General features: G+C 36.6%; 10 protein-coding genes. 3 read left to right on the top strand and 7 right to left on the bottom strand.

The genetic code is table 11. The features are described from left to right. Positions 1-510 precede the first annotated feature (510 nt). Positions 511-1,935 (top strand): chromosomal replication initiator protein DnaA, encoded by a 1,425-nt coding sequence (dnaA, locus tag B3E92_RS23770; RefSeq protein ID WP_046672557.1) that lies wholly within the window; start codon positions 511-513, stop codon positions 1,933-1,935. Positions 1,936-2,084: 149 nt separating this feature from the next. On the opposite strand, the gene B3E92_RS23765 is transcribed toward dnaA, so the two are convergent. The 7 genes from B3E92_RS23765 to B3E92_RS23735 all read right to left on the bottom strand — a co-directional run bounded on the left by B3E92_RS23765 (position 2,085) and on the right by B3E92_RS23735 (position 7,899). After that, positions 2,085-2,486, bottom strand: coding sequence for a hypothetical protein (locus B3E92_RS23765; protein ID WP_070562646.1), 402 nt, complete (start codon positions 2,484-2,486; stop codon positions 2,085-2,087). 54 nt (positions 2,487-2,540) lie between these two features. Continuing rightward, complete coding sequence (locus B3E92_RS23760; RefSeq protein ID WP_286898477.1) at positions 2,541-2,924, bottom strand: hypothetical protein; 384 nt, start codon at positions 2,922-2,924, stop codon at positions 2,541-2,543. A 348-nt stretch (positions 2,925-3,272) separates the two neighbouring features. Then, positions 3,273-3,641 (bottom strand): hypothetical protein, encoded by a 369-nt coding sequence (locus B3E92_RS23755; RefSeq protein WP_046672560.1) that lies wholly within the window; start codon positions 3,639-3,641, stop codon positions 3,273-3,275. 161 nt (positions 3,642-3,802) lie between these two features. Next, a complete protein-coding gene (gene lpxK / locus B3E92_RS23750; protein ID WP_070562637.1) occupies positions 3,803-4,852 on the bottom strand; it encodes a tetraacyldisaccharide 4'-kinase in 1,050 nt (349 codons plus the stop codon). Next, positions 4,849-5,319 carry a gliding motility lipoprotein GldH gene (locus tag B3E92_RS23745; RefSeq protein WP_286709788.1) on the bottom strand — a complete coding sequence of 157 codons (471 nt, stop codon included), beginning with the start codon at positions 5,317-5,319 and terminating at the stop codon, positions 4,849-4,851. The genes lpxK and B3E92_RS23745 overlap by 4 nt, the downstream gene beginning before the upstream one ends. A gap of 53 nt (positions 5,320-5,372) precedes the next feature. Beyond that, the gene (locus B3E92_RS23740; protein ID WP_172462425.1) at positions 5,373-6,746 is read right to left on the bottom strand and encodes a PSP1 domain-containing protein; all 1,374 of its coding nucleotides are present in this window, start codon (positions 6,744-6,746) and stop codon (positions 5,373-5,375) included. A gap of 10 nt (positions 6,747-6,756) precedes the next feature. Then, positions 6,757-7,899: an ATP-binding protein gene (locus B3E92_RS23735; protein ID WP_070562628.1), complete on the bottom strand. Its 1,143-nt coding sequence runs from the start codon at positions 7,897-7,899 to the stop codon at positions 6,757-6,759. Positions 7,900-8,108: 209 nt separating this feature from the next. On the opposite strand from B3E92_RS23735, the gene dnaN reads away from it, so the two are divergent. Both dnaN and B3E92_RS23725 read left to right on the top strand, forming a co-directional pair. Continuing rightward, complete coding sequence (dnaN, locus tag B3E92_RS23730) at positions 8,109-9,230, top strand: DNA polymerase III subunit beta (RefSeq protein ID WP_286898476.1); 1,122 nt, start codon at positions 8,109-8,111, stop codon at positions 9,228-9,230. 13 nt (positions 9,231-9,243) lie between these two features. Beyond that, on the top strand, positions 9,244-9,906 hold the full coding sequence (locus tag B3E92_RS23725) for a DedA family protein (protein WP_083295820.1): 663 nt from the start codon (positions 9,244-9,246) through the stop codon (positions 9,904-9,906). Positions 9,907-9,922 lie beyond the last annotated feature (16 nt).

Raw genomic sequence — 9,922 nt, 5'->3', positions numbered from 1 at the left:
GATCTCCTTTTTCATTTTTCAAGGGTAGGGATGTTTGAATTTAGAACTCATCTCATCTGTTACAATTTGTTTTTTTCTGTCCTATAATCCGCATTGATTTTTGTTTTAAGGTTGTGCGTAAATAACTTTAATAGTCCTCTGACAATGATGTTAAGTTGGCTTTAAATTCTTATAAATTTAATATTAAAAATATATGAACTAAAGATTGTAATTAGCTATTATTTTGGTTAATTTAGATTTAGACCTTAAGGACTGATAGGTAGTAACTTTGCTACTTTTTTTGTTCTTTTTTTTGAAATAAATTTGGAATGTTAATAATTATTTTTAGAGATCAATTTTAGCGCTAGTTTTCCACAATTTTACACGGTAAAATACTGATATATAATGTATTATCAATTATTTTATATTTTAGTTTTTTAGCTGATTTTTTTTTGTCATCTTCGTTCTCAGAGAAAGTTATCAACATATTTTTTGTCGCGTATTGTAAATCAACTTATTAACAATTTTAGAATGGAAAAAACGTATTCAAGTGTCTGGAATAATTGTCTTTCGATTATCAAAGATAATATACCAGCACAAAGTTTCAAGACCTGGTTTGAACCTGTGAAAGCAGTCCGTTTGGAGGGTGACGTTTTGACTATTCAAGTGCCTAGCTTATTTTTTTATGAGTGGTTGGAAGAACACTATGTAGGAATTCTTCGCAAGACCGTAAAGAAATTCCTAGGAGAACAAGGTAGATTGGAATACAATATTGTAGTGGAGAAGTCTTCAGCTTCTCATCCTTATACGACTAATCTTCCATCGAATGGCAATGGAGCAGAAGGGAAAAGGCAATCTATCCCTGTGCCGGTATCTTTAAATAGGGATATCAAAAATCCGTTTGTTATTCCTGGATTGAAAAAATTGCAGGTTGATCCGCAATTGAATCAAAACTATACATTCGAAAATTTTATCGAAGGTGAGTGTAACCGTCTTGCTCGTTCTGCAGGATATGCTGTGGCGAATAAACCGGGTGGTACTTCATTCAACCCTTTGATGATTTATGGTGATGTTGGTTTAGGAAAGACACACCTTGCCCAAGCAATCGGAAATGAAATCAAGAGAAATCTTCCCGATAAACTGGTCATTTATGTGTCTTGTGAAAAATTCTGTCAACAGTTTGTGGATTCATTGAAAAATAACACAATCAATGACTTCGTTAACTTTTATCAAGCAATGGATGTCATCATTATGGATGATGTGCATAATTTTGCTGGTAAAGAAAAAACACAGGATATTTTCTTCCATATTTTTAATCATTTGCATCAATCTGGAAAGCAGATTATTTTAACTTCAGACAAGGCACCTAAGGATTTAGCTGGTTTGGAGGAACGTTTGCTTAGTCGTTTTAAATGGGGGTTATCTGCAGATATTCAGATTCCTGATCTTGAGACGAGAATGGCAATTTTGAAGAAGAAAATGTATTCTGACGGTATTGACTTACCTGAAAATGTAGTGGAATATGTCGCAACACAAATCGATAACAGTGTTCGTGAATTGGAAGGAGCTATGGTTTCATTATTGGCTCAATCTACATTGAACAAGAAAGAGATCGATTTGGGTTTAGCAAAATCGATGTTGAAGAACTTTGTGAAGAATACCCATAAGGAAATTTCAATGGATTTTATTCAGAAATTAGTTTGTGAATATTTTGAAGTTCCTGTAGATATGGTAAAGTCGAAAGTTAGGAAGCGTGAAATCGTGCAGGCCAGGCAAATTTCGATGTATTTAGCAAAAGCTCATACCAAATCTTCACTAAAATCGATCGGAGCTTTCTTCGGAGGAAGAGACCACTCGACAGTCATTTATGCATGTCAAACCGTAGAGGATTTAATTGAAACTGACAAGAAATTTAAGACTTATGTAAGTGACATTATGAAAAAATTGAAATCTTAATGTCAATTACCGTAAGCAGTAAACAAAAGGGGCTGTCCAAGATGATTGGATAGCCCTTTTTTAATGCATTTAAGCTCTTGTAAGGTATTAAAAAACCTCTGGACATAATCTAGTCCAGAGGTTTTTCATTCTTAATAGAACGATTGTTGTTATTGATTGCTCTGTCCGTTGCCGGATTCGTTTTGTTCAGTTTTTTCTTGAGTCGCAGGAATACTTACTGGGGGTCTCTCTGTGACATATTTCTGATAAGCTGTCTTTTGTTCATCGGTGAGCAGTTGTGCTATTTTAGTATCGGATTCACCTTGAATTTTGGTTATGCTTTCCTTTTTGGCATCAGCTGTAGCTGTCGCGTCCTGGATAACGGCTGCAATAGCCTTTTCTTGGTTTAATACGATGGTTGACACAGCTGTTTTTTGCTCTTCGTTTAATGTTAGCTTTGTCACTAATTCGGTCACCACTTTGGTTGCATTCTCTTCTGGGGTTGTTTGTTGTGCAAATGTTAGGCTCATTGCTAGAAAGAAACCTATACCTGTTAAAAATAGCTTTTTCATGATGTTTAATTTTAGATGAAATTATTCAATGTTTATTCTCTATTTTTTTCACTATTAACGCGTGGGGTCAGTTGTTACTGGTTGTTTTGTCCCAGGGGCTGATTTCGCCGGTCTCTCAGCAATTATTTTTTGGTAAAGTGCTTTTTGATCCTCGGTTAGCAGCTGGCTGACTTTGGTGTCTACCTCGCTTTGAAGCTTATTTAGTGCTTCATTTTTTACTTCAGCAGAGGTGCTACTGTCTTTTGTTATCGTTTGCTCGGTTTTTGCCTGATCCAATAATATAGTTGATACTGCAGTCTTTTGCTCATCATTCAGATTCAGTTTCTGAACAAGTTCAGTTGTTGCTTTTGCCGCAGTTTCCTCCGGAGTACCCTGTTGGGCAAATGTTAGGCTGAGGGCCAAAAAGAATCCGATTCCTGTTAAAATTAGCTTTTTCATATCTATTGTATTTAAAAAGTTACAATTAAACTGTTTTACTATAAAACTTTGAATTGGTATTTATATTGTATTAAAGTTGTTACTTTAACAAATTTTTAACACAGGATAATGTGTTAATAGATTGTAAAACAATACGTTGGTTTTGTTTTAGGATAAACAAAACAAGGTAACGATGATTTATCCGATTGCCGGATATCTTGTTCGGCGCGATCACCTCGTGATGATTAAAATATACTGCATTGACTAAGACTTGTATGGGTAAATAATGGTATACACAAAATAGATACAAGCAATAAAAAAGGCCCCTGTACATAAAACAAGAGCCTTTCTTTAAAAGAATTTTAATCATTAATTATCGGAACGTTTAGACATTCTTTCCTTCATTTTTTCTTGTTGTTCGTCAAATAACTTACCTTGTTCGGGACTAAGCCAAGATTTGATCTTAGCTGTTTGTATTTCCTGAAGCTGTTTGAATTTTTCCATATTTGCCTTGCGATCTCCGCCATCGTTTCGAAGAGCAGCCCGTTGTTGCGCTTGGGTCAATGTAAGGTTATAGATCGAATCCTTTTGTGTTTGATTGAGGCTAAGTAATTTGTCAAGATGCTCTACACGCATTTTAGCTTGTTCCTCAGGACTGCGTTGTTGACGTTGTTGCGCAAAAACTCCTGTAGCGCTTAATAATAAACAGGCTACTGCCATTAAAATTTTCTTTTTCATCTTTGTATAGTTTATATCATGAATGCCAATCATTGTAATTGTGCACTCTATTTGTTTATTGTCCATCCCTATGGACAGAAAAGACTTTTAAGTAGTTTCGTTTACCTATTGAATATAAATTTGAGGAAAAAGTCTAGTATAGCAATTTATCTTAACAAAATTTAAGGTTGATTAACACTTTGAGCTACTGCATTATGGATTGTTTTAAGGAATAGTTCTTTATGGATAGGATCATGAAATTGTAGGCCTATTGGAAGATAGGCCAAATCAATAGCCGCCAATTGTTGTTGAAATGGTTTTAACCGCTGAAAGTCTTTTTCGGTAGTCAACAGCATTTTGTTACTACTAGCTAGGCTTCGGTAGGATTTTGTAATTTGTTCAATATCTGATTCACTAAAAGTATGATGATCCCCAAAAGATAGGTGTTTGACCAAATTTGCCTTCTTTTTGATATAATCCACGAGCGGTTGCGGTTTGGCAATGCCTGTAACCAAAATAACATCGCTGTCGTTGAAATCGATCGTATTTCCGACGCTGTCAATGGCTTGAAAGTAATTTATATGGCTAAAAGTAATTAATGCGTTCTTATTATAGCGTCTGATTTTATGTTCTATACGCTTTTTATCAGGGTTCGAGAGATCTATTGGACATTTGGTAATTGTTATAATCTGCGCCCGTTTGGCTTCAATCAGTAAGTCCCTAAAGTTTCCTGTAGGAAAAACAAACATGGGACTACCAAATGATAAAAAATCAAACAATAGAATATTAAAAAGCGGCGATAATTTTCGATGCTGATAGGCATCATCCAGAATAATCAGTTGATGATCTGATTGAAGTTTTTCTATTCCCGTACAGCGGTCTTCACAAACCGCAACGGTAACCGATGGAAATTTATTTTTGAATTGTAAGGGTTCATCGCCAACATTGTTTGCTAGCGAATCGGTCTTTACCAAATGAAATCCGCTAGTCACCCGCCCATAGCCTCGACTAAGTATTGCTGTTTTATACTGATCTTTGAGGCTCGAAACAACAAATTCAGTCATTGGGCTTTTTCCTGTACCTCCGACAGAAAGGTTACCGATTACAATCGTGGGAATTTCAAATGACTTTGAGCTGAGCAGCTTGAAATCGTATAGTCTATTTCTTAGCCATACGATTAAGCCGTATAGGATCGAAAAGGGGAATAATAGATAACGTAAAAAAGCAATCATTTTGGAATAACCGTTAGTCCGACGTCGGTGATTTCTTTCAACGGATTTTCTTTCATATTCTGCATGATGGAAATAGTATACATACCTGTATCCGGAAATAGGTAATCTTTATGGATTATGGATTGGTTATTATATAAGCTCCCTGAGGATTTTCCGAGCCATTTTCCATCGGATCGAGCCATTTTTATTTCTTTGCGGAAAATAGATTGCTTCTTATCTGGACCACGTTGGTAGATCAGGATAAAAAGGTTCGAAAAGGCATATTCCGGTGTATGACGGACATCCATTAATACATCATATCGTTTGGTTTTATCACTAATATGAAATTGAAAGCTAGGCGGTGATGTATTCAACCAAGCTTTATTATCAATGGGTTTGTTATCATTTATAATGGAAGTCTGTTCACAAGAACCCCCTATGCAAATACATAATATACCAATAAGAAATGGTGTGCGTTTGAGTCTCATGTTTATTTATAAAAAGAATATGCCTAATGGGTTAAAATTAGGCATATTTTTTTTTATTCTGCTTTTGGAGCAGCATTGTTGTTATTACCTTTGTTTTTATTCCGATGGCGGTTAAAACGTTTCTTTGGTCTATTCCCACCTTCTTTATTGTCTTTATTCACCGTAGGTGCTGTAGAATCGTTCGCTACCTGAGGTTTTCCCCCTTGTTTGGGTGGATTTGGGTCCGACTTTTCAGTCTTTTGTCCAGCCTTATTTTCCGGTTTGACTGTGTTGCTTTTTGATTTTCTTTTTTTCTTTCTTTTATTCCGATCATCAAGTCGCGTTAAGCTATCTTGGCCGACCACATTTTCATAATCGTAGTTGATATTTTTCTCTTCTCTGACTTCATCGTTATCTACTGCACTCGAAATAGCTTCCGGTTTGATTCCCTGCTTATTCATTTCGACAAGCTCTTTGACTTGTTGAACGGGGATGGCAATCCAATTTTCAGCTCCAGGAAAAGAGAACCACATCATTTTCTTGAAGATATCGGTCTTTTGAAGATAAGCAACTCCTTTTTGTGTTTCGATGCGGTCGATATTATTTGGGATGTCTTTTAAAGCATCCATGTAGCTATCCAATTCATAATTGAGACAGCATTTTAATTTTCCGCATTGGCCCGCTAATTTTAACGTATTCAACGAAAGATTTTGATAACGTGCTGCCGATGTAGAAACCGTTTTGAAATCCGTTAACCAGGTTGAACAGCAAAGTTCGCGACCACAGGAGCCGATGCCACCGAGGCGGCTAGCTTCTTGTCGCATACCTATCTGGCGCATTTCTATGCGTATCCTGAAAGATTCGGCCATTTTTTTGATAAGCTCACGGAAATCCACGCGGCCCTCAGCTGTGTAGTAGAAGGTAGCCTTGGTTTTATCACCCTGGTAGTCAACATCAGAAATCTTCATGGACAAACCCAGGTCCAAAGCCAGTTTACGGGCTTTGTGCATCGTTTCCCATTCGAGATCTTTTGCTGCGTTATACTTCTCTACATCCATTTCATTGGGCTTCCGATAGATTTTTTTAGTTACCATTTCTGGGGTAACATTGTTCTTTTTTAATTGTAGTCTGACCAATTCACCTGTTAAGGAGACATGTCCGACATCATAGCCACCGGTAGAAGGTTCTACGACCACCATTTCCCCCATTTCTAGGTAGGTATTGTCTACATTAATAAAGAAATCTTTTCGTGATCCCTTGAATCGTACTTCGACGATATTAAATGGTTTATAGTTTGAAGGCATATCCATATCGGAAAGCCAGTCATATACATCTAATTTATTACATCCGCTAGTCATGCAAGAGCCATTGTTCTGACATCCTGCTGGTGTACCATTTGTCGTGGTAGTACCGCAACCTCCGCCGGATGAGCAACTGCCACATCCCATAGTTTTCTATTTATATATATTGAGTTCCTTTCGGAAACGTTTTGTACTTGTATATTAATGTTAACTGCAAAGATAAATCTAAAAATAATATTTTGGGATTTGCATTTCTTTCTACAAAATAATGTGTTTCCTCAAATAGATTTATTGTTGCTTCAATTTGTTCAACGGTATAGTGTACTGCAAATTTCTGAACAAAATCCAATTCTTTGGCCGGTAAGAACACTAAACTGGAAAGCCCTTCTTTGATTAATATAATTTGACGCATCATATTAATTGCATAAAAAAGAAAGCTTTTTTGGTTTTCTCGCCCCATTTTTGAGAGTTCTTCTTCCACTAACGAGATCATATTGGTTCCAGCATCTGAAACAATGAAACGCAACCAATTGACTAAAATGCCAAAATGATTATTTGTTTGCGATTGAATTTGATTCATGGCTTCTTGCAGGTTTCCATCCGCTATAAACGCAATTTCAGCTGATTCCTGATCCGAAAGATGATATACGCTCTTGAGATGTTGTGCGACCTCCATGTGATCCAACTTCTTTATTTTGACCAATTGCGTACGTGATATGATCGTATTTAATATTTTGTCCTGATTTTCTGCAACTAGAATAAAGAGCGTTTTTTCGGGTGGTTCTTCGATTAACTTTAACAGCGCATTGCCTTGTGTGTCCAAGTATTCGGGCAACCACATAATTAAAACTTTATATTCCGCTTCAAAGGACTTTAGGCTTAATTTTTTGATGATACCATGCGCCTCTGCAATATTGATATTCACCTGTTTATTGTCCGCATCCAACTGATTGCGCCAATATTCCAGTCCCATGTAGGGATTGGATAGAAAAGATTTTCGCCAGCTGTCCGCATAATCTGTTGCTGTATCTTCCTTATGCTTGGCTATAAAAGGATACGACATGTGAAGATCAGGGTGGATCAGTTTGCTATATTTTCGACACGATGGACATTCGCCACAACTGTCTGTCAATTGCCGGTTTTCGCAATTCAAAAACTGCGCATAAGCATAAGCAAGAGCAAGGCTGCCTGAACCCTCAGGACCAAGAAATAATTGCGCGTGACTCACACGGTTTTCTTGAACTGTGCGAACTAAATGTTCCTTGATGTCTTTGTGCCCAATGATCTCTTTAAACTGCATACAATACTGCTATTATACAAATGTAATAAATATTGTGATTTATTGGGCCCAATTTGCTTTCTATACTTTTGGCGCTGTGCTTATTAATTGAAATACAATTGCTTATTTGAACGATTGAAATCGCCTGATGTGGAAAGAAAGGCGCCCATAAAACTGAAAAATATTGATTAATTTGTGTATTATTGCACATAATAATTAGTATTCAGGAAATGAGATTCATTGTATCAACATCAATTTTATTAAAGCAGTTACAAGCTATCAATGGTGCATCCAGTACAAGTACTGTTTTGCCAATCTTGGAAAACTTTCTTTTTGAAATAAAAGACAATAACTTGACTATTTCTGCTACGGATCTGCAAACAAGTATGGTTACTTCTTTACAGATCGAAGCAAAGGAAGAGGGAAGAGTAGCCATGCCGTCGAAGATTTTGATCGAGACATTAAAAACTTTGCCAGATCAACCAGTAGCATTTTCAGTAGACATGAATACCTTGGCTATTGAGATCAGTGCCGGTGATGGGAAATATAAATTGAGTGGAGAGAATGCTGACGATTTTCCTAAAATTCCTTCAATAGATAATGGTTCAGTCATTCAGATGCCAGCGCCTATTCTGTCTGAAGCAATCAGTAAGACGATCTTTGCCGTCAGTAATGATGAGTTGAGGCCTGCTATGTCTGGTGTTTTGGTCCAATTAGCTGAAAAGAATGTGACTTTTGTCTCTACTGATGCGCACAAGTTAGTGCGTTATTCAAGAACGGATATCGGAGCGGAGAAACCCGCATCCCTTATTTTACCGAAAAAAGCACTTTCTTTACTTAAATCTTCATTGCCATCCGATGATATTACAGTATCTATTGAATATAATCAAACCAATGCATTCTTTAGCTTTGGTAATATCAATTTGATCTGTCGGTTGATTGATGAGCGTTACCCAGATTATGCTGCTGTAATTCCTCAAGTCAATCCAAATAAGTTGACTGTCGATAGACTATTGTTTTTAAATACATTGAGACGGGTGGTGATTTTCGCTAATAAAACCACACATCAGGTTCGCCTAAAGATCTCGGGTAGTGAATTGCATATCTCTGCAGAAGATCTTGATTTCTCGAATGAAGCGCATGAACGTTTATCCTGTCAATTTGAAGGCGATGATATGGAAATTGGTTTCAACGCTAAATTCTTGGTCGAGATGTTAAATAACTTGGAAAGTGAAGAAGTTGTTTTGGAGATGAGTACACCAAATCGTGCTGGTTTATTGATTCCGGCTCTATCTGAAGATCATGAAGATATTTTGATGTTGGTGATGCCGGTTATGTTAAACAACGCTTAATCGTCTTTTCGCTTTGGAAATAGTTACGCATCTTATTGACTTTATTCTCCATATCGATAAACATTTGGTTGAAATAGTCAATGATTATCAGACTTGGACATACCTTATTCTGTTTCTCATCATTTTTGTAGAAACTGGAGTGGTTGTAATGCCTTTTTTACCAGGAGATTCGTTGTTGTTTGCTGCAGGTATGCTTGCCGCACAACCGAATGATCTTAACGTATGGTTGATGATTCTCATTTTATTGATCGCCGCAGTTTCTGGAGATTCCTTAAATTATGCTATCGGTAAACATTTTGGTATGCGCCTTACAAGATTTAAGCTCTTTGGTAAACAGGTTGTCAAAGACGAGCAAATTGCCAAAACACATTCTTTTTATGAGAAATATGGCAGTAAAACAATTGTTATCGCTCGCTTTGTACCAATCGTACGGACCTTGGCGCCTTTTGTTGGTGGTATTGGAAGGATGAATTATGGTACTTTCATTACCTATAATGTCGTAGGTGCCGTCTTGTGGGTGGGAGGTATAACCCTAGCAGGATACTTTTTAGGAAATATCCCTATTATAAGAGATAACTTCTCGAAGGTCGTATTGATTATTATTTTTATATCCATATTGCCAATAATCTTCGAGCTTGTAAAAGAAAAGATAAAAACTAAAAAGGGAATCCAATAAGATTCCCTTTTTTTAT

Origin of the sequence: Sphingobacterium sp. UBA6317 (genome assembly GCF_002440385.1) — a bacterium.
In the GTDB taxonomy this organism is placed as follows: Bacteria; Bacteroidota; Bacteroidia; order Sphingobacteriales; family Sphingobacteriaceae; genus Sphingobacterium; species Sphingobacterium multivorum.
This window is presented reverse-complemented; position numbering and strand designations above follow the sequence as displayed.